We start from the raw sequence: 18,217 nt of genomic DNA on the forward strand, positions 1-18,217 counted from the left end.
TAAATCTAAATTTGTAAATGACGCAGTGAGGGGGAAATATGAAGAACAAGATGATTTTATGGACGGCGGGTATGATATCCCTCGTCGTCGTGTTAATGATTATCATCGTGTCCCTGGAACCCCCAAAGGAAGGGATTACCCGCTCCCAGGCGTTCAAGGCGGCGGCGCTTCTGACCGCCTCCCGGGCGGAGTGTGAAGCCCACCAGAAGGCTGCGGGCCGTTCGCATTTCTCCGCAAAGGAGCAGGGAAACTGGTTTGTGAAATATATGGACTACCTCTACGACGAGGATTACCTGACCGAGGAGCTGACGCCCGCAAACCTGACCACGGCCCAGGGGCTTCTGACCTACAGGGAGGCTTCCTATCTGGCCGCCAGGGCGGGCAGTTCCTTCAAGACCAGAGTGGGAGCCAACAAGCACAACCAGGACAGCCCCTACCCGGAGGAGGACTGGTGGGCCCTGTACGGAGCCATGGCCAAAGAGCTGGACCCGGAGGGGAAGATCACAGATGTGACCGCGGTGCTCTACGGCACGCCCTCCAACCTGGAGCAGGCGGCCAGCTGGACGGCCTACACCACAGAGGGGGACTACGGTTTCGAGGGACTGGCGTTGGACGCCTATATGGACTGTGAGATCCGCTTCCTGGCCCGCGAGGGCGAGATGATCGCCATGCGGGAACTGGTTTCCGAGGACGTTACATATCCCAACGTTTGGCTGACCGACGGGTCGGAGGGGCATTTTAAAGTGTATCTGGGCACTCTGAGCCGGGAGTTCACCGTCAACGGTAAGATGGGCAAGGCCGAGGACCTGGAGAACAATCTGGTGGATCTGGTGCTGAGCCGGGGCAGACTGGTGAAAATCGTACTGAAAAAGGACCGGATTAACGGCAAGGTCCTGTCGGTGACCCAGGACGCCATCGAGATCGAGGGCTACGGCCGTTTGGAGCTGGCGCCGAATTTCAATGTTTACAAGCTCTATGGAGATTTTAAAACTCTGAGCCTGAAGGATATTCTGGTGGGCTACAACCTGCAGGAGTTTGTGGCGGCGGACGGAAAGCTGTGCGCGGCCCTGGTGGAGCGCCAGTTCGACGCCAAGACGATCCGGGTGCTGCTGATGAACACCGGCTTCAAAAGCCTGTTTCACCCCTCTGTGGAGCTGACAGTGCACGGCTCCGCAGTTCTGGAGTACGACGTGGGGGAGGGAAAGACCGAGAGCGAGGAATTGGCTGACGGCGCATTGCTTCAGATACAGCCCGGGGACAAACGGCTGGCGAACGGCCGTCTGGAGATCCGGCCTGCCGGGGACGAGGGAATCACCATCAATTCCATTGAGCGGGCCCAGGGGAATCCCACCTACAGCGGCAGCCTGGAGATTCGCCAGGAGGCCGATGGGCTGGTGCTGGTCAACGATCTGTATCTGGAGGATTATCTGACCAAGGTGGTTCCCAGCGAGATGCCCTCCTCCTACGAGAAGGAGGCATTAAAAGCTCAGGCCGTGTGCGCCAGGACGTATGCTTACCGGCAGATTCAGGGCAACGCCTACAGCCAGTTCGGCGCTCATGTGGACGACAGCACCAACTATCAGGTGTACAACAACAAGGAGACAGACGAGAAGACCACGGCGGCGGTAAAGGAGACCTACGGGAAGATGCTGTTCTACGAGGATAAGGCCGTCGAAGCGTTTTATTTCTCCACCTCCTGCGGCCACACCACGGACGGAAGCGTGTGGGGGTCTGAGGGCGCCAAGTTGCCCTACCTCCAGGCAGTGGAGTTGCGGGACCGGAGAAAGACGCAGGACCTGACGGACAACGCAGCCTTTGACGCCTTTATCCGCAATCCCGACGTGCCGTCCTATGACAGCAGTTTCCCCATGTACCGCTGGGAAACGAACGTGAGCAGCGATCTGCTCAGCGGAAAGATCGGGGGAGTGGGAACGGTGCAGAACCTGACCGTCACCAAACGCGGCCCGGGCGGAATCGCCCAGGAGTTGCTGGTGGAGGGCTCCGGCGGGAACACCACCATAAAGACCCAGGGCAGCATCCGCTCCACGCTGGGCGATCCGGGGCTTTCCATCGCCAAAAAGGACGGCTCGGTCATGGAAGGCAGCGACCTGCTGCCCAGCGCCTTTATCTCCATTGAGAAGCGTTCGTCCGACGACGGAACGATTTCCTTCCATATTTATGGAGGCGGATTCGGCCACGGCGCGGGCATGAGCCAGAACGGCGCCCAGGGAATGGCCAGAGAGGGCAAGGATTACAGGGAAATCCTGGATTTCTTCTACAAGGGAACGGAATTGCGAGAACAGTAGATTGGTTGCATACAGGGACAAAAAGGGCGCGGCCCGGAAACTCACATAAAGTTTCCGGGCTGCGCCTTTTTTGGCGGTCCGCCGCCAGGCCGTCACGCAGTCAGGCCAACCCGCCGCCGGACCAACACGCCGCCAGGCCAACCCGCGGCCGGTCCAACCCGCCACCAGGCCAACCCGCCGCCGGTCCAACCCGCCGCCAAGCCATCACACCGCCGGGCCAACCCGCCGCCGGGCCAACCCGCCGCCAGGCCATCACACCGCCAGCCCATCGCGCCGCCTTCTCCCCACCCTCTTACCGGGCTTCCCGGCAGGCTTTCCACAGCCGCATCGCCTGTTCGGCCGCGCCTGCCATATTTTTCATTGCGGTTCCGGGCTCCATAGCCTCGGACAGGGTGGTTACGGTCCGCAGGATGGGGAAGAAGGCGTCGATGCCCTTCTGATTGCAGGCGACGGCGTCCTCGGTGACACAGCCCGCGAAGGCCAGCACCGGTTTGCCGAACTGTTTGGCCAACCCGGCCACGCCCACCGGGGCCTTGCCCATGGCGGTCTGGCCGTCCAGGCGGCCTTCACCGGTGATCACCAGGTCCGCGTTGCGGATGTAGTCCGCCAGGTGGGTTTCCGCCAGCACGATGTGGATTCCGGATTCCAGAACCGCGTCCGTGAAGGTGAGGAAGGCGAATCCCAGCCCGCCTGCGGCCCCGGTGCCGGGAAAGCTGGCGTCGGCCCTGGGGAAGGTCTTGGCGGCCAGCGCCGCGTAGCGGTCCAGCCAAAGGTCCATCTGCCGGACCATCTCCGGCGTGGCGCCCTTCTGGGGGCCGTAGATGGCGCTGGCTCCCAATTCCCCGCAGAGGGGATTGGTTACGTCACAGGCCACGCAGAACCGGCACTGGGAAAGCTCCGGCAGCACGTTGTCCGAGCCGATGGTGGCCAGGTGCTTAAGCCCCGCGGCGCCCTGGGGAATCGGCTTACCGTCGCTGTCCAGAAAGTCGTATCCCAGCGCCTGGAGCATACCGGCTCCCCCGTCGTTGGTGGCGCTGCCGCCTATGCCAACGATAAAGCGGCGGCAGCCCCTTGAAATGGCATCCCGGATCATTTCGCCCACGCCGTAGGTGGTGGTGAGAAGGGGATTGCGGTCCTGTTCGGGAACCAGGGGAAGCCCGGCTGCCGCGGACATCTCGATCACCGCGGTGCCGGAGCTGCCGATGATCCCGTAGGAGCACTCCAAGGGCTGGCCCAGGGGACCGGTGACGGTGATGGTGCGAAGCTCCCCGTTCATTCCGCTGACCAGGGCTTCCACCGTGCCCTCGCCGCCATCCGCCAGCGGACGCACGGACACCACCGCGTCCGGGTAAACCCGGCGGATGCCCTCGCAGACCGCCCGGCCCGCTTCCATGGAAGTCAGGCTTCCTTTTAAAGAGTCGATTGCTACCACTGCGTTCATATTTCTGCCTCCCTGCTTTCTGAAATTGTATTGTGATCTGTCTCCACTATAACAGATCGGCAACCGGGAAAAAATATTACAGATACTGAATATTTTCTAATTTTATAAAAAAATCTGGTATGAATAACAAAGATACGCTATAATAAATCAGACAGACCAGAGAGATTCATCGGGAGGGCGGGGAATACCATGAATGAGCAGATTGACCGGAAGCTGGCACAGCAGATCGTGGATACGGTGAAGGACGTGTGCGGGCAAAATGTGAACTTTATCGACGGCTCGGGCCTGATTTACGCCAGCACGGACGCGGGCAGAATCGGCTCCTACCATGAGATCGGCCGGCAGGCGGCGGTGGCGGGAAAGGCCATTGAGGTGGAGGCGGACGACCGGTTTACCGGGACCCAGAAGGGGGTGAACCTGCCGGTATACCACAACGGCTCCATGGTGGCGGTGATTGGCATCAGCGGACCGCCCGGTGAGGTGCGAACGTACGCCCGCCTGGCGGAGCGCATCACCGGACTTCTGATCCGGGAACGGGAGATCGGCGCATTTTCACGCACCCAGGAGGAGCGCCGCAGCTACGTGATTAACGGGCTGATCCGCAGGGAGTCGATGGCGGAGGAATATCTGAAGGAGGCTCTCGCGGAGTGGGGAATTGCACGGGACACGGGGAAGCGGGTGGCTGTGATCCGGGTATACGGTCGCCCTTACGCGGCGGACGGCGCTGTGCTGGACCAGGACATCCGCCGCCTGTTTGAGCGGGTACGGGCCTGCCTGTACACCCGGAACTACCCGGACGAGTATCTGGCAGTGCTGGAGGAGGGCGATTTTGCCCGGACGGAGGGGATGCTTAAGGCCTTCTGCGCCGGGAGGGAACATGATCTGAAGGCGGGAGTGGGCAAGGCGGCGCCCTTGGAGGAGTTGGCAGACTCCTATGAGTCCGGCCTTACCGCTCTGGAAAGCCTGCGGGGATCCCAGGAAAATTACGCGGTGTACGATCAGCTGACGCTGGAAATTCTGCTCTCGCGGGTTTCCCGGGCCAGCCGGGAGGAATTTCTGCAAAAGACGGCGGCCGGGCTGACGGAGGAGGAGCTGGAGCTTTTGGCCGTCTACTTTGAGGAGGACATGTCCCTCTCCGGAGCCTGCGCCCGCCTGTTCCTGCACAAGAATACCCTGCAGTACCGCCTGGACCGCATCGGGCGGAAAACCGGCTTTAATCCCCGCAGATTCAGGGACGCGGCGGTGCTCTACCTGGCTGTAAAACTGAAAAACCGGCCCTGTCCGGCCGATGGAGCCGGGCAAAACCGGTAGGGGATGGTTCGTTACGCCTGAGACGGGATCAGATAGACTTCCGCGTTCTGGGTTCCGTGCTGAAGCGTCTCGCCGTGGGTGTTGAAGAAAATGTCGATGTGGTTGCCTCTGACGCCGCCTCCGCGGTCCTCGGCCGTGTACACCACGCCGTTGATCATGAGTTTGGAGCCGAAGGGAATCACCTTGGGGTCCACGGCCACCGTGTGGCTGGCCGCGGCGATGGCTCCGGTGCAGGTATGGCGGCCCCAGCCCTCGGAACAGGCGCGGCAGGGACAGTAACCGGTTGTCTTAAAAACACCCAGCGGAATCAGATTCTGGTTTCCCGCGGTTTTCTGGGCCTGAGCCTGGGCTTGGGGATCGCCCTTGGTGTGGTTCATGGTGTTGGCAAAATCCGAATCGCCCACATAACCTTCCACCCGGTACTCGCCGTCCGGAAGGGAGGACCAGTCCATGGGAATGGTGAATCCGTGGCAGCCGTTGCCTTTTCCCTGGCTCTCCAGCTTTTCACGGTATTCCCCCGCGGTTACCCGCTGGCGGAACACTTCTTCGCCGGTGGCCTTGTTGAACACAGCCACGGTGCAATCGATGGGGGAGTTGGGGAGATCTTTGTTATATGCCCAGCCGGTGATCGCGGAGTCGGAAACCTTTTCCAGCCGGCCTCTGGGAACCGCGGCAAATGCCGTGGTGGCGGATGCGGCCAGCAGACTTAAGGTGAGGATTGCTCCTGTTATCATTGTTCTAAGTTTCATGTCAGTACCTCCTGATTGCTCATGTAATAAATGGAATAGAAATTTAAAACTTATTACATAATATGTAACACTTTTGTAATATATGAGCAATAACCACATTTTTATCATACTTTTTAGGAGCTGTCAAGGAAATAAATGGAAATACCGGAAGAAAATAGACAAAAATATTACAGAAATATAAAATATTTACAAAATGCATAAGTTGTGTCCGCAGCACAAAACACTGTGTCCGCGATTTGCGGATTTGCAAATTCCGTAAAAAGGCTCCGAAAAGCCAAAATTCTTCGGACGGTTTCCCGCGTTTTTTGTACCCAACGATTACCCGCAGGCTGCGCCAGCGGCCCATTACATTCAAACAAAACAGAGCAGCTGTCCGTCCGGCTCGGTGCCGGAGGCCAGCTGCTCTGCAGCGTTTCATACAATATTCAATTTTAAAATGGTATCATCAGTCGGCCCGGAATACCTCCGCGGTGTACATGCCGGCGGCCAGCGCTTCATCGTGGGTCGCATAGTAGATATCCAGCTTCCTGCCGTTCACAGCGGAGCCCATATCCTCCACGGTGTAGACGGTGCCGTCAATCAGAAGCTTGGTTCCCAGCGGAAACAGGTTCAAATCCGCGGAGATCGTGTGATTCGGCTGGGGCGTGGTGCCGGAGTAGGTCAGGTTGTGTCCTTCGGAACAGGCGTCGCACCCGCAGTAACCTGTGATGGTGAAGGTCCCCAGGGACTCGCCGCTGTTTTTGTCCGGTTCCTGGTTTTTCACCGCGCCGGGGCCGGCGTCCACGTACGCGTCGTCCTCGTCGAACCGGACCTGGCTTTTGCCGGAACCGGTACTGGTAATATGAAGTGTCCCGTTATCCTCCGGGGCGTCAGCTTCGTTTGCTACCGTGACATTCGTTCCAACAGCTGCGTTTTCCCCGGCGGACTGTACCGTCTCCGGGCGGGGCTCCACCACGCTGCCCTGGGCGCCGTAGGCGGGAAGGGTAAACAGCATGCAGGCGGCCAGCGTCACGGCTGCAAGAACCTTATTCGATTTAATTCGCATATGTTTGCCTCGCATTCTCAATGAATCGACAGTTAATATGTGTATTTAACATTATATTACAAAATTGTTAAATGTCAAGTAAAAGTCGTTAAGTGGGATTTACAAAATTGTGAAAAATGGGAAAAGAACCCTGGAAATTAGTGGATTTTCATGGAAAAGTGGGGGAGAAAGCCATAGATATAGGGGGATGGTGGGAGAAAGTTACAGGATATGCCTTATTTACAGCAGGGGGAATACCGGCGGCAGGCGAAAAGGTTATAAAATTTTTAGAAATGCATATTGACAAATAAATTAAAAAGGAATATATTATGAAATGTAGATGTTAGCACTCTGAAGAGTTGAGTGCTAATAACAAGCGGAAAGGCGGTGCAGGTATGGCGATGGAACTGGATGACCGGAAAGTCACAATTTTAAAAGCGATCATCAAGACTTACCTGGAAACGGGGGAGCCGGTGGGTTCCAGAACCATTTCCAAGTATTCCGATTTAAAGCTGAGTTCCGCCACGATCCGCAATGAGATGTCCGATCTTGAGGACATGGGTTACATTATCCAGCCGCACACGTCGGCGGGGAGAATTCCCTCCGACAAGGGCTATCGTTTCTATGTGGACCAGATTGAACTGGAAAAGGACAACGAGGTCATGGAGTTCAAGGAGATGATGGTCCAGAAGGTCGACAAGCTGGAGCTGGTGCTCAGGCGGATGGCCCAGGTCCTGGCCAGCAACACCAATTACGCGGCCATGATCAGCGGACCCAGCTACCATAAGACCAAGCTGAAGTTTATCCAGCTCTCCAAGATGGAGGAGCGCAAGCTTTTGGTGGTCGTGGTGGTGGAAGGAAACATTATCAAGAACACGATGATCGACATCAGCGATAACCTGACGGACGAGGAGCTGTTGAATCTGAACATACTCCTCAACAGCAGCTTAAACGGGCTGACCATCGAGGAGATCAACCTGGATGTGATCAGCAAGCTGAAGGTTGACGCCGGCGCCCACCGGGAGGTGGTGGAGCTGGTACTCAACGAGGTGGCCGAGGCCATACGGGCCGGCGGTGAGGACCTGCAGATTTACACCAGCGGCGCCACCAACATATTTAAGTACCCGGAGCTCTCCGAGGGCGACAAGGCCAGCCGGCTGATCGGAACGCTGGAGCACCAGGAGGTGCTGCAGGAGTTCGTGGCCGAGGTAAACGCCAACTCGGACGGCGATTCAGGGATTCAGGTATATATCGGAGACGAGACTCCGGTTCAGTCCATGAAGGATTGCAGCGTGGTCACCGCCAATTACGATTTGGGTGGCGGTCTGCGCGGAACCATCGGGATTATCGGACCCAAGCGGATGGATTATGAGAAGGTGCTCAGAACCATGCAGAATCTCATGAACCAACTGGACGGGGCGTTTAAAAAGGATGAAAGGTGATAGACGGTGAACAGCGAGGACATGAATAAGGATGAGATGAACCAACAGACAGCCGGGGGACCGGAAAACGAAGCGCCTGAGACAGTGAATGAGGCGGACGGAGCGAACGCCGCAGAGCAGAGTCAGGAAATGACGCAGGAGAGCGCGGCAGCGGAAAATGGAAGCGCGCCGGAGAACGCCGGTGAGGCCGAGGATCAGAACGGCGGCGCCAAGGAAGAGAAGAAGGGATTCTTCAAGAAAAAGAAAGATCCGCGGGATGAAAAGATCGAGGAGCTGACCGACCGTGTGAAACGGCAGATGGCGGAATTCGAGAACTTCCGCAAGCGGACCGAAAAGGAAAAGTCCAGCATGTATGAGATGGGCGCACGGGACATCATCGAGCGGATTTTGCCCGTGGTTGACAACTTTGAGAGAGGGTTGGCCTCCATACCGGAAGAAGCAAAAGCCACCCCGTTTGCGGACGGCATGGAGAAGATATATAAGCAGTTCCAGAAAACACTGGAGGAGGCCGGCGTGAAAGCCATCGAGGCCGTGGGCCAGGAATTCGACCCCAACTTCCACAACGCGGTGATGCACGTGGACGACGAGAGCCTGGGCGAGAACGTGGTGGCCGAGGAACTGTTAAAGGGTTACATGTACCGCGACACCGTGGTACGTCACAGCATGGTAAAAGTGGCCAATTAATGAACCATTTACGATAGAGATCAGAGACGACAAATAATCAGGAGGAAAAAACGATGAGCAAGATAATTGGAATTGACTTAGGTACAACAAACAGCTGCGTAGCCGTGATGGAGGGCGGAAAGCCCACCGTTATCGCCAACGCCGAGGGCGTGCGCACAACGCCGTCCGTAGTAGCTTTTACAAAGACAGGAGAGAGACTGGTGGGCGAGCCTGCAAAGCGTCAGGCCGTTACCAACGCCGACAAGACCATCTCCTCCATTAAGCGCCACATGGGAACCGACTACAAGGTCGACATCGACGGCAAGAAATACACCCCCCAGGAGATTTCCGCGATGATCTTACAGAAGCTGAAAGCGGACGCTGAGGCGTATCTGGGCGAGCCGGTAACCGAGGCTGTGATCACCGTTCCCGCGTACTTCAACGACGCCCAGCGTCAGGCGACCAAGGACGCCGGCAAGATCGCGGGCCTGGAAGTAAAGCGTATCATCAACGAGCCCACGGCCGCTGCGCTGGCTTACGGTCTGGACAATGAAAAAGAGCAGAAGATCATGGTATACGATCTGGGCGGCGGCACCTTCGACGTTTCCATCATCGAGATCGGCGACGGCGTAATCGAGGTTCTGTCCACCAACGGCGACACCCGTCTGGGCGGCGACGACTTCGACAACCGCATCACCCAGTGGATGATCGACGAGTTCAAGAAAGCCGAGGGCGTGGACCTGTCCGGCGACAAGATGGCTATGCAGCGCCTGAAAGAGGCTGCGGAGAAGGCCAAGAAGGAAGTTTCCACCGCCACCACCACCAACATCAACCTGCCCTTCATCACCGCTACGTCCGAGGGGCCGAAGCATTTAGATATGAACCTGACCCGTGCGAAATTCGACGAGCTGACCCACGACCTGGTGGAGCGCACCGCCATCCCGGTACAGAATGCGCTGCGCGACGCCGGAATCACCGCGTCCGAGCTGGGCAAGGTGCTGTTAGTAGGCGGTTCCACCCGTATGATCGCGGCTCAGGACAAAGTAAAACAGCTGACCGGCAAAGAGCCCAGCAAGTCCCTGAACCCCGATGAGTGCGTGGCAATCGGCGCAGCCATCCAGGGCGGCAAGTTGGCCGGTGACGCAGGCGCGGGAGACATTCTGCTGTTAGACGTTACCCCCCTGTCCCTGTCCATCGAGACCATGGGCGGCGTAGCTACCAGACTGATCGAGCGCAACACCACCATCCCCACCAAGAAGAGCCAGATCTTCTCCACCGCGGCCGACAATCAGACCGCTGTTGATATTCACGTGGTACAGGGCGAGCGCCAGTTCGCCAGAGACAACAAGACTCTGGGCCAGTTCCGTCTGGATGGAATTCCGCCGGCGAGAAGAGGAATCCCGCAGATCGAGGTTACCTTTGACATTGACGCCAACGGTATCGTGAACGTATCCGCCAAGGATCTGGGCACCGGCAAGGAGCAGCACATCACCATCACCTCCGGCTCCAACATGTCCGACGACGACATCGATAAGGCTGTGAAGGAAGCGGCTGAGTACGAGGCTCAGGACAAGAAGCGCAAGGAGGCCATCGACGCCAGAAACGACGCGGACTCCATGGTATTCCAGACCGAGAAGGCTCTGGAGGAGGTTGGCGACAAGATCGCTGCCAGCGACAAGGCTGAGGTTGAAGCGGATTTAAGCGCTCTGAAGGAAGCCATCAACCGCGCGCCGGTGGATCAGATGACCGACGCTCAGGTTGAGGACATCAAGGCGGGCAAGGAAAAGCTGATGAACAGCGCTCAGAAGCTGTTTGCCAAGGTTTACGAGCAGGCTCAGGCCTCCGGCCAGGCTGGCCCGGGACCGGATATGGGCGGCGCTCAGGCGGGCGGACCGGCTGACGACGTGGTTGACGCCGACTTTAAGGAAGTATAAGACAACGGAAAGATAAATGACAGCTGTATGCCGGACCCTGGTCCGGCATATGGCGTGGTTCGATATTTGATAACGAGGTAGAGACAACATGGCAGAGAGTAAAAGAGATTACTATGAAGTTCTGGGCGTTCCGAAGACTGCGGACGACGATGCTTTAAAAAAAGCATACAGAGCTCTGGCCAAAAAGTACCATCCGGATGCGAACCCGGGGGACAAGGAGGCAGAGGCCAAATTTAAGGAAGCTTCCGAGGCTTACAGTGTGCTCAGCGATCCTCAGAAGCGTCAGCAGTACGACCAGTTCGGCCATGCTGCGTTTGACCCGGGCGCCGGAGCCGGAGCCGGTGGGTTCGGCGGATTCGACTTCTCCGGGGATATGGGCGACATTTTCGGCGATATCTTCGGCGATATTTTCGGCACCGGCCGGTCCACCAGGAGAAACAACGGCCCCATGCGGGGCGCCAATGTGCGGACCTCCGTGCGGATTTCCTTTGAGGAGGCTATTTTTGGCTGCGAGAAGGAGATTGAGATCAATTTCAAGGAAACCTGCGCCAGCTGCCACGGCACAGGGGCTAAAGCGGGGACCTCTCCCCAGACCTGCCCCAAGTGTAACGGCAAGGGCAAGATCATGTACACCCAGCAGTCCTTCTTCGGCCAGGTGCAGAACGTGCAGACCTGCCCGGACTGCGGCGGCAGCGGCCAGATCATCAAGGAGCGCTGTCCGGACTGCTACGGCACGGGCTACAAGACCGTGCGCAAGCGCTTTAAAGTGCCGATTCCCGCGGGCATCGACAACGGCCAGTGCGTGCGCCAGGCCGGCGGCGGCGAACCCGGCGTGAACGGCGGCGAACGGGGCGACCTGCTGGTGGAGGCTGTGGTCTCCCAGCATCCGATCTTCAAGCGCCAGGATACCAGCATCTATTCCACCGTGCCCATTTCCTTCACCAAGGCGGCTTTGGGCGGTGCCATCCGCATCAAGACCGTGGACGGAGAGGTGGAGTACGAGGTGAAGCCCGGTACTCAGACCGACACCAAGGTCCGCTTAAAAGGCAAGGGTGTGCCTTCGCTGCGCAACCGCAACGTGCGGGGCGATCACTACGTGACCCTGGTGATCCAGGTGCCGGAGCGCCTGACCCAGGCTCAGAAGGAGGCACTGCGCAAGTTCGAGGAGGCCATGGACGGCACAGCTTCGTCCGAATCGGAGAAACCCAAAAAAAAGGGGATTTTTAAGTAAGAGAAAATAGATCAGCAAAGGCGGATTTTCCGGTCGGGGACCAGAAGATCCGTCTTTTGCGGCTTAAACTGGAAGAAAATGGAAGGGCGGAGCGGGATGGACTTTGTGGCGAAATATTTTCAGGAACTGACAACCGTTGAATTGTATGAAATTCTCAAGGCGAGGGCCCAGGTGTTTGTGGTGGAACAGCGCTGTGTTTACCAGGATTTGGACGATGTGGATTACAGCAGCCTGCACATTTTCTGCCGGTTCGGACAAACGGTCCTGGCCTATCTGCGGGTATTTCCGAAAGCGGGTGAAGCGGGGGTCGTGCAGATGGGGAGAGTGCTGACCACGGAGCGAAAGACCGGTCTGGGCGGGAGACTGTTGAGGGAAGGGATCAGGATTGTGAGGAAAACCATGGGGGCCGGGAAAATTTATCTGGAGGCCCAGTGTTACGCGGTGGGATTTTATGAGCGGGAGGGCTTTAAAATCTGTTCCGGCGAATTTTTGGAAGATGGAATCCCCCATGTGCAGATGGAGCTGGAACTGTGAGAGGCTGATTCCATAGTGGGCCTGCGGCGGGAGGGGCGGCCGCGCGGGCGAAAAAATCCCCCTGCATCAGCTCGTCGGGGCTGAAACAGGGGGAAATGTTACGGGTAACGCCGTCCGTTTACATCAGGCGGTCCACCGAGCCGGACTGTATGGCGCTGATATTCCGGCGGATCCGCTCTTTGGGCCAGTCCCACCACCGAAGCTGCAGCAGGGCGGAGACGGTTTCCTCCGGAAAGCGCTTGCGGATCGGCCGGGCCGGGACTCCGCCCACAATGGTGTAGGGCGGGACGTCCTTTGTCACCACCGCCCGGGCGCCGATGATGGCTCCGTCGCCCACGGTCACGCCGGCCAGGATCACGGCTTCATAGCCGATCCAGACATCGTTTCCGATCACGATGTCGCCCCGGTTGTCCCAGGAATCCGTCACGTTTCCGCGGTCCAAGTCCCACTCCTCAAAGAACAGGGGAAATGGATAGGTGGAGAGCGGAGCCATGGCGTGGTTCGCGCTGTTGAACAGGAATTTGGCGCCGCAGGCGATGGAACAGAACTTCCCGATGATCAGCCGGTCGTGGTTGATCGGGTAATGGTACAGCACATTGTGCTGCTCAAACTCCGTTGGGTCATTGACAAAGTCATTGTACATCGTGTAGTCGCCAACCTGGATGCCGGGTTTGGTGATCACATGCTTTAAATACACGGTCTGACGGTCCCCGGTACGGGGATAAATCTGTTTCTCTGGAATAGTCATTTCAAAACCTCCTGTTATATTACAATACGCTTACAACTATTCCAGCCGCTGCAATGCAGAGCTTCACAGAATATCACCTCTCTCCGGATCAGATACGGTCATTTTATCACGTTTTCCATTTGAAGTAAACAGGGGGAGAACGGGGCCTGGGGCGGTTTTGGGCGGCGGATGTGCGCTTCCGGCTATACATTTTTCGGTATTTCGTGTATGATAGGGATATCTGTCAGAGAGGAACGTGAGAAAATGATGAACGAAAACAATTATTTTTTGACATTGAGCACACCGCTGCCCGAGGATATCCAGAAATTAAAATGGTGCGGGCAGTTTGACCAGGCCAAGCGGGTGATCGGGCTGCGGCTTAAGCGGGAACTGCCCCGGGCCATGAAAGACCGGCTCACCCTGGAGCTGGAGATTCTGGAGCGTTTGCCCGGGCAATACCCCTACTCCTGGGGGGAAGCCCTGGAGATTCTGAAGCGGGAGATTCAGGATTTTAAGGAGGAAGAGCTGACGCAGCTGTGGGAGGAGGATGCGGCGGACTGGATCTATGTGGACGGCCAGGTGAAGTTCCGCAGCAGCTTTCTGGCCAATATCCTGAAAACGCGGCCGGCCTACGGACGGCGCGCGGTTGATCCCAGCCATTTAAAGGGCAGGCAGGACAATTTCAGGCTGCTGGAAAACGCTATGACGCGGATGAAAGAGTCGGAGGGCATGAGCTGTTCCTACCGGATCCGCAGCACCGTTGAGATCACGTCGGAGGCGGAGCGGGAGGGAGAGTCCATCCGGGTCTACCTGCCGCTTCCCATCGAGTACAGCCAGATCCGCAATGTAAAGGTGGAGAGCGTGTCCATCGGCGGGCGGGAGGCGCTGCCTTCGGAGTACACGGTGGCGGACGCAGGGCAGCCGCAGCGGACCATCTGCTTTCACACGGAGCACCGCAAGGGACAGCGCTATGCGGTGGAGTTTTCCTTTGAAAACCATGCGCCCTACCGGGATTTCTCCCGGGGACAGGCCCTGGATCGGGCCGCCGCGCTGGCACAGCGCTCGGAGGGCAGCCAGGGTGAAATACGGGAAATCCGCCGGGATTTCTGCCGGGAACAGCTTCCCCACATCCGTTTCACACCCTATCTGCGCCAGCTGGTCCGGGAGGTGGTGGGGGAGGAGACCAATCCCCTGTTGAAGGCCAGACGGATCTACGACTACATAACCAGCCATGTGATGTACTCCTATGTGCGCAGCTATTTCACGCTGACGGATATTCCCGAGTATGTGAGCACCTGCTTTAAGGGGGACTGCGGCGTGCAGGCCCTGCTCTTTATCACCATGTGCCGGGCCGCCGGTGTGCCGGCCAGATGGCAGGCCGGGCTTTACACCACACCGTTGGAGATCGGCTGCCACGACTGGGCCCAGTTTTACGTGGAGCCCTTCGGCTGGCTGTACGCGGACTGCTCCTTCGGCGGAGCCGCCTTCCGGGAGGGATATGAGGAGCGCTGGGAGTTCTACTTCGGAAACCTGGACCCCTACCGCATGCCCGCCGCCAGAGAGTTCCAGGCGGACTTCAACCCGCCCATGTCCCATCTGCGCAACGACCCCTACGACAATCAGATGGGCGAGGCAGAGTACGGGGACCGCAGCCTGAAGGAGAACGAGTATTGTACCGATCATCGGATGGTGGAGTTGAGGGAGTGGTGATCACCCGGTCAGAATATTGTCAGATAGTATCAATCAAATGTTAAGGAAAATGATAAGACATTCCACCCGCGATTGCTTATAATGAAATCAGAGGAAAAAGAAAGCGGGTGATTTTATGGATTATGGATTTTTCGGCATTATGGATACGATTTTCCCGCTGATGTTCGGCGCAGTTTTTCTGCTGATCGTGGGAGTTATGATTCTCGCTTTGGTCCGGTCCGCCTCCGAGTGGAGCAGCAACAACAGTTCACCGGTGCTCAGCGTGGACGCCAGGGTGGTCTCCAAGCGCACCAATATAACCAGGCATATGAGCCAGGCGGACAGCAGCCATATGACTAGGAGCTCCACCGTCTACTACGCCACCTTCCAGGTGGAGAGCGGGGACCGGATGGAGCTGCGGATGTCCGGCCGGGAGTACGGGCTTTTAGCGGAGGGGGACCGGGGCAAGCTCACCTTCCAGGGAACCCGCTACCGCGGTTTTGAGCGCCGCCTGGTTTAAGCGTCGGAAGGTCTTATTTCACCGGCTGTGTCAGGGCGAGATTTTGTGTTGATTCAGCCGCTCGTAGTAAAATATGTACTGCTGGAGCACGCCGGCATAGCCGCCGTACCTCCCGAAATGGTCCGCCAGAATGGTGTCGTAGAGGCGGTTCTTGGGAGTGCGGCGGTATTTTTTTGCGCTGAAATACTCCCGCAGCAGAATCTTTTCGATCCAGGTGTCCACGGGAAACGCCTCGATGTGGTGCAGGCCGAAGAGGCAGACGCAGTTGGCTACCTTTTTGCCGATGCCGTAAAAGCCGGTGAGGTATTCCATGGCCTGTCCGTACTCCATGGTTTCCAGCTTTTTCAGGTCCAGAGTTCCGGCCGCGGCATCCTGGGACAGGCGGTGGATGTATTTGGCGCGGTACCCAAGCTTCAGGTCCAATAGCTCCTCCAGGGAGGCGCGGGCCAGCTCTTTTGGGGTGGGAAAGGAATAAACGGCGGAGTTTTTGTCGTCCCCGTCCGCAATTTTTTGCCCCCAGCGCCGGGAAATGTCCTCCACCAGCCGCCGGATACAGGGGATGGTTTTCTGCTGGGAGATCACGAAGGTGATGATCATTTCCCAGGGGTCCTGGCGCAGGATGCGGATTCCACGCCCGGCCGCGGCCGCGGCTCTTAAGTAGTTGTCGTCCGGGTCCACGGAGGTCAGGATGGCGGCGTAGTCCGTGGCGCAGTCGAAGTATGTAAGCCAGAAGGAGAGATCCTCCCGGGGACAGTCAAAGCTTACCCGGTTTCCCTCCTGGGAAACGCGCAGCAGACGGCCCCTGCTGACAATGGTGTAGCCGCCCGCCGGGGAGGGCAGCATGCGGAAGCACTGGCCGGAGTCGGCGATCTGTTTTAGGTCCAGACAGTCTATGGTTTGGATATGGGTCATCGGTTGTATGGCTCCTTTTAGGGATGGTTTCAAGTTTCGGGTGTATGAGATCAGTTTAAGGCGAAGGGAGTCCGTTGTCAAATGGCTTTTGATGGGAGAGGCGGGGGGGGGGGGGAGTGAGTACGTTCAGACGGATGGTCTTCTTGACCGGAAAAGCCGGTCAAGAAGCATCGGATGTTCATCCGATGTGAAAATTGGCGCGAAAAGACGCTTACAAGCGAGCTTGACGCGGCTTTTTGCACCAATTTTCGCGCCGTCTGAACTGTTTATGGGAATATATCTTGACTTTTTCCGAAAGAGTGGCTAAAATGTAGTTTAGATTTAAATCGCAAAGGCGATGAAGGTGTTCAGTAGAGGCTTATTTTCCGGCAGAGAGAGGGAGTCACCGGCTGCAAGCTCCCCCAGGTTCAGATAAGCGCTTGAAATTCCCACCGGAGCCGCACAGGTGAAGGCCCAGAGGCCGGTAGTCTGTGACGCTGGCACGCGTTATGTGCAAATGAGTGTCTGCGCGTTATGTGGAGCGCAGGAATCAGGGTGGTACCGCGAGCATATTTTTGTCCCGTCCCTTTTGCCGGAAACGGCGGAGGAACGGGACTTTTTTTCGTTGCGCGGGGCATGGGCCCGGCGTGACAGGAAGCCTTCCGGGCGGGATCGCACGGCGGCGGGATTCCCGAATTCAAAGAGAAAAGGAGAAGCCATGAGAGAGCAGTTAGAGAAAATCAGAGAAGAAGCGTTAAACCAGATTGAAGCTTCCGAGGCGCTGGAAAAGCTGAATGAGATCCGGGTGGCATACCTGGGCAAGAAGGGCGAGCTGACCAACCTGTTAAAGGGCATGAAGAATGTGGCGCCTGAGGACCGCCCCAAGGTGGGTCAGATGGTGAACGAGGTCCGTGAGCAGCTGGAGGGCAGGCTGGAGGAAGCCAGAACCGCCCTTGCCAAAAAGGCCAGAGAAGAGCAGTTAAAGCGCGAGGTCATCGACGTGACCCTGCCGGCCAGGAAGAACAAGGTGGGACACAGCCATCCCAACACCATCGCCCTGGAAGAGGTGGAGCGCATCTTCGTGGGCATGGGCTATGAGGTAGTGGAAGGTCCCGAGGTGGAGTACGACCGCTACAACTTTGAAAAGCTGAACATTCCCAAGGGACATCCGGCCAGAGACGAGCAGGATACCTTCTATATCAACGACACGATCCTGCTGAGAAGCCAGACCTCCCCGGTTCAGGTGCGCACCATGGAGAAGGGACAGCTTCCCATCCGCATGATCGCCCCGGGGCGCGTGTTCCGCTCCGACGAGGTGGATGCCACCCATTCCCCCTCCTTCCATCAGATCGAGGGCCTGGTGATCGACAAGAACATCACCTTTGCGGACTTAAAGGGTACCCTGGCCGAGTTCGCCAAGGAGCTGTTCGGGCCGGAGACAAAGGTGAAATTCCGTCCCCACCACTTCCCCTTCACAGAGCCCAGCGCAGAGGTGGACGTGACCTGCTTTAAGTGCGGCGGCAAGGGCTGCCGGTTCTGCAAGGGTTCCGGCTGGATTGAGATTCTGGGCTGCGGTATGGTACATCCCCACGTTTTGGAGATGTGCAACATCGACCCGGAGGAATATTCCGGTTTCGCCTTCGGCGTGGGCTTAGAGCGGATCGCCCTGCTGAAATATGAGATTGACGACATGCGCCTGCTGTACGAGAACGATATCCGGTTCCTGAAACAGTTCTGACCCGCAGTCTGACGGGC

16 protein-coding genes and 1 other annotated feature are annotated in these 18,217 nt (G+C 57.7%); of the genes, 11 read left to right on the forward strand and 5 right to left on the reverse strand.

Annotated elements, in window-relative coordinates:
* The first annotated feature begins 38 nt into the window (after positions 1 to 38).
* Positions 39 to 2,306 (forward strand): SpoIID/LytB domain-containing protein, encoded by a 2,268-nt coding sequence (locus ACK2JC_RS22445; RefSeq protein WP_368271431.1) that lies wholly within the window; start codon positions 39 to 41, stop codon positions 2,304 to 2,306.
* Positions 2,307 to 2,598: 292 nt separating this feature from the next.
* Here ACK2JC_RS22445 and ACK2JC_RS22450 read toward each other — a convergent pair whose 3' ends face one another.
* The gene (locus ACK2JC_RS22450; protein WP_368271430.1) at positions 2,599 to 3,747 is read right to left on the reverse strand and encodes a glycerate kinase; all 1,149 of its coding nucleotides are present in this window, start codon (positions 3,745 to 3,747) and stop codon (positions 2,599 to 2,601) included.
* A 189-nt stretch (positions 3,748 to 3,936) separates the two neighbouring features.
* Between ACK2JC_RS22450 and ACK2JC_RS22455 the strand changes: the two genes are divergently transcribed.
* Positions 3,937 to 5,058 (forward strand): CdaR family transcriptional regulator, encoded by a 1,122-nt coding sequence (locus tag ACK2JC_RS22455; RefSeq protein WP_368271429.1) that lies wholly within the window; start codon positions 3,937 to 3,939, stop codon positions 5,056 to 5,058.
* Positions 5,059 to 5,069: 11 nt separating this feature from the next.
* On the opposite strand, the gene ACK2JC_RS22460 is transcribed toward ACK2JC_RS22455, so the two are convergent.
* Positions 5,070 to 5,807 carry a 3D domain-containing protein gene (locus ACK2JC_RS22460; protein ID WP_092363330.1) on the reverse strand — a complete coding sequence of 246 codons (738 nt, stop codon included), beginning with the start codon at positions 5,805 to 5,807 and terminating at the stop codon, positions 5,070 to 5,072.
* A gap of 445 nt (positions 5,808 to 6,252) precedes the next feature.
* Positions 6,253 to 6,852 carry a 3D domain-containing protein gene (locus tag ACK2JC_RS22465; protein WP_368271428.1) on the reverse strand — a complete coding sequence of 200 codons (600 nt, stop codon included), beginning with the start codon at positions 6,850 to 6,852 and terminating at the stop codon, positions 6,253 to 6,255.
* Positions 6,853 to 6,968: 116 nt separating this feature from the next.
* Between ACK2JC_RS22465 and ACK2JC_RS22470 the strand changes: the two genes are divergently transcribed.
* The 6 genes from ACK2JC_RS22470 (at position 6,969) to ACK2JC_RS22495 (ending at position 12,635) form a co-directional block, all read left to right on the forward strand.
* A complete protein-coding gene (locus ACK2JC_RS22470; RefSeq protein WP_166435009.1) occupies positions 6,969 to 7,142 on the forward strand; it encodes a hypothetical protein in 174 nt (57 codons plus the stop codon).
* An 84-nt stretch (positions 7,143 to 7,226) separates the two neighbouring features.
* Positions 7,227 to 8,273 carry a heat-inducible transcriptional repressor HrcA gene (gene hrcA, locus ACK2JC_RS22475; protein ID WP_107435727.1) on the forward strand — a complete coding sequence of 349 codons (1,047 nt, stop codon included), beginning with the start codon at positions 7,227 to 7,229 and terminating at the stop codon, positions 8,271 to 8,273.
* 21 nt (positions 8,274 to 8,294) lie between these two features.
* Positions 8,295 to 8,957 carry a nucleotide exchange factor GrpE gene (gene grpE, locus ACK2JC_RS22480; protein WP_411338526.1) on the forward strand — a complete coding sequence of 221 codons (663 nt, stop codon included), beginning with the start codon at positions 8,295 to 8,297 and terminating at the stop codon, positions 8,955 to 8,957.
* A 53-nt stretch (positions 8,958 to 9,010) separates the two neighbouring features.
* Positions 9,011 to 10,870 (forward strand): molecular chaperone DnaK, encoded by a 1,860-nt coding sequence (dnaK, locus tag ACK2JC_RS22485; protein ID WP_092363320.1) that lies wholly within the window; start codon positions 9,011 to 9,013, stop codon positions 10,868 to 10,870.
* A gap of 88 nt (positions 10,871 to 10,958) precedes the next feature.
* Positions 10,959 to 12,101 carry a molecular chaperone DnaJ gene (dnaJ, locus tag ACK2JC_RS22490; RefSeq protein WP_092363317.1) on the forward strand — a complete coding sequence of 381 codons (1,143 nt, stop codon included), beginning with the start codon at positions 10,959 to 10,961 and terminating at the stop codon, positions 12,099 to 12,101.
* A 96-nt stretch (positions 12,102 to 12,197) separates the two neighbouring features.
* Positions 12,198 to 12,635: a GNAT family N-acetyltransferase gene (locus tag ACK2JC_RS22495; protein WP_320936669.1), complete on the forward strand. Its 438-nt coding sequence runs from the start codon at positions 12,198 to 12,200 to the stop codon at positions 12,633 to 12,635.
* Between the two features lie 118 nt (positions 12,636 to 12,753).
* On the opposite strand, the gene ACK2JC_RS22500 is transcribed toward ACK2JC_RS22495, so the two are convergent.
* The gene (locus tag ACK2JC_RS22500; RefSeq protein ID WP_368271426.1) at positions 12,754 to 13,383 is read right to left on the reverse strand and encodes a CatB-related O-acetyltransferase; all 630 of its coding nucleotides are present in this window, start codon (positions 13,381 to 13,383) and stop codon (positions 12,754 to 12,756) included.
* A gap of 243 nt (positions 13,384 to 13,626) precedes the next feature.
* Here ACK2JC_RS22500 and ACK2JC_RS22505 point away from each other — a divergent pair, with 243 nt between their 5' ends.
* Complete coding sequence (locus tag ACK2JC_RS22505) at positions 13,627 to 15,072, forward strand: transglutaminase-like domain-containing protein (protein WP_368271425.1); 1,446 nt, start codon at positions 13,627 to 13,629, stop codon at positions 15,070 to 15,072.
* A gap of 115 nt (positions 15,073 to 15,187) precedes the next feature.
* Positions 15,188 to 15,571, forward strand: a complete 384-nt coding sequence (locus ACK2JC_RS22510; RefSeq protein ID WP_092369400.1) for a DUF2500 domain-containing protein — start codon at positions 15,188 to 15,190, stop codon at positions 15,569 to 15,571.
* Between the two features lie 30 nt (positions 15,572 to 15,601).
* Here the strand turns inward: ACK2JC_RS22510 and ACK2JC_RS22515 are convergent, their stop codons facing one another.
* Complete coding sequence (locus ACK2JC_RS22515) at positions 15,602 to 16,483, reverse strand: DNA-3-methyladenine glycosylase family protein (protein ID WP_320936667.1); 882 nt, start codon at positions 16,481 to 16,483, stop codon at positions 15,602 to 15,604.
* Between the two features lie 328 nt (positions 16,484 to 16,811).
* Positions 16,812 to 17,053, forward strand: a binding site (T-box leader).
* A gap of 127 nt (positions 17,054 to 17,180) precedes the next feature.
* On the opposite strand from ACK2JC_RS22515, the gene pheS reads away from it, so the two are divergent.
* Positions 17,181 to 18,200: a phenylalanine--tRNA ligase subunit alpha gene (gene pheS / locus ACK2JC_RS22520; protein ID WP_276952984.1), complete on the forward strand. Its 1,020-nt coding sequence runs from the start codon at positions 17,181 to 17,183 to the stop codon at positions 18,198 to 18,200.
* Positions 18,201 to 18,217: the final 17 nt, after the last annotated feature.

Origin of the sequence: Enterocloster lavalensis, assembly GCF_046603895.1 — a bacterium.
Classification (GTDB): Bacteria; Bacillota; Clostridia; order Lachnospirales; family Lachnospiraceae; genus Enterocloster; species Enterocloster lavalensis.

Bases quoted from the DNA above. Each gene is read 5' to 3' on its own strand.
- pheS (WP_276952984.1), top strand. From the start codon at position 17,181: ATGAGAGAGCAGTTAGAGAAAATCAGAGAAGAAGCGTTAAACCAGATT.
- dnaJ (WP_092363317.1), top strand. From the start codon at position 10,959: ATGGCAGAGAGTAAAAGAGATTACTATGAAGTTCTGGGCGTTCCGAAG.
- ACK2JC_RS22505 (WP_368271425.1), top strand. From the start codon at position 13,627: ATGATGAACGAAAACAATTATTTTTTGACATTGAGCACACCGCTGCCC.
- ACK2JC_RS22500 (WP_368271426.1), bottom strand. From the start codon at position 13,383: ATGACTATTCCAGAGAAACAGATTTATCCCCGTACCGGGGACCGTCAG.
- ACK2JC_RS22450 (WP_368271430.1), bottom strand. From the start codon at position 3,747: ATGAACGCAGTGGTAGCAATCGACTCTTTAAAAGGAAGCCTGACTTCC.
- ACK2JC_RS22470 (WP_166435009.1), top strand. From the start codon at position 6,969: ATGGGAAAAGAACCCTGGAAATTAGTGGATTTTCATGGAAAAGTGGGG.
- dnaK (WP_092363320.1), top strand. From the start codon at position 9,011: ATGAGCAAGATAATTGGAATTGACTTAGGTACAACAAACAGCTGCGTA.
- hrcA (WP_107435727.1), top strand. From the start codon at position 7,227: ATGGCGATGGAACTGGATGACCGGAAAGTCACAATTTTAAAAGCGATC.
- ACK2JC_RS22460 (WP_092363330.1), bottom strand. From the start codon at position 5,807: ATGAAACTTAGAACAATGATAACAGGAGCAATCCTCACCTTAAGTCTG.
- ACK2JC_RS22465 (WP_368271428.1), bottom strand. From the start codon at position 6,852: ATGCGAATTAAATCGAATAAGGTTCTTGCAGCCGTGACGCTGGCCGCC.
- grpE (WP_411338526.1), top strand. From the start codon at position 8,295: ATGAATAAGGATGAGATGAACCAACAGACAGCCGGGGGACCGGAAAAC.
- ACK2JC_RS22495 (WP_320936669.1), top strand. From the start codon at position 12,198: ATGGACTTTGTGGCGAAATATTTTCAGGAACTGACAACCGTTGAATTG.
- ACK2JC_RS22455 (WP_368271429.1), top strand. From the start codon at position 3,937: ATGAATGAGCAGATTGACCGGAAGCTGGCACAGCAGATCGTGGATACG.
- ACK2JC_RS22445 (WP_368271431.1), top strand. From the start codon at position 39: ATGAAGAACAAGATGATTTTATGGACGGCGGGTATGATATCCCTCGTC.
- ACK2JC_RS22510 (WP_092369400.1), top strand. From the start codon at position 15,188: ATGGATTATGGATTTTTCGGCATTATGGATACGATTTTCCCGCTGATG.
- ACK2JC_RS22515 (WP_320936667.1), bottom strand. From the start codon at position 16,483: ATGACCCATATCCAAACCATAGACTGTCTGGACCTAAAACAGATCGCC.